Here is a 251-nt window from a genome sequence, read left to right on the forward strand (position 1 = left end):
TCGACGACCTCAGCGCACTGGTCTGCGGACGGCGGGTTTCCCGGCATCGCCGACGAGGCGCTCGCGCTCGGCGCCCCGCCACCACATTGCCACGTGTCCCATCCCTCCCCCCTGGCAGCCGCCCAGCACCGAGCCCTCGCCCTGCGCGCCGCGGGCGACCGCCGTCGTACCGGACCCACGCTCCCTCCGGGGCGAGTGCCTGACCGTCGACGAACTCGCCGGCCTGGGAAATCAACATCCCGCTCGGCGAC

The 251-nt window shown here is 74.1% G+C and carries 1 pseudogene; it reads right to left on the reverse strand.

Annotated elements, in window-relative coordinates:
- Positions 1-151 precede the first annotated feature (151 nt).
- Positions 152-251: pseudogene (locus ACLQ3F_RS31625) on the reverse strand (YciI family protein); the annotation flags it as partial.

Origin of the sequence: Micromonospora sp. DT15 (assembly GCF_049841475.1) — a bacterium.
Classification (GTDB): Bacteria; Actinomycetota; Actinomycetes; order Mycobacteriales; family Micromonosporaceae; genus Micromonospora.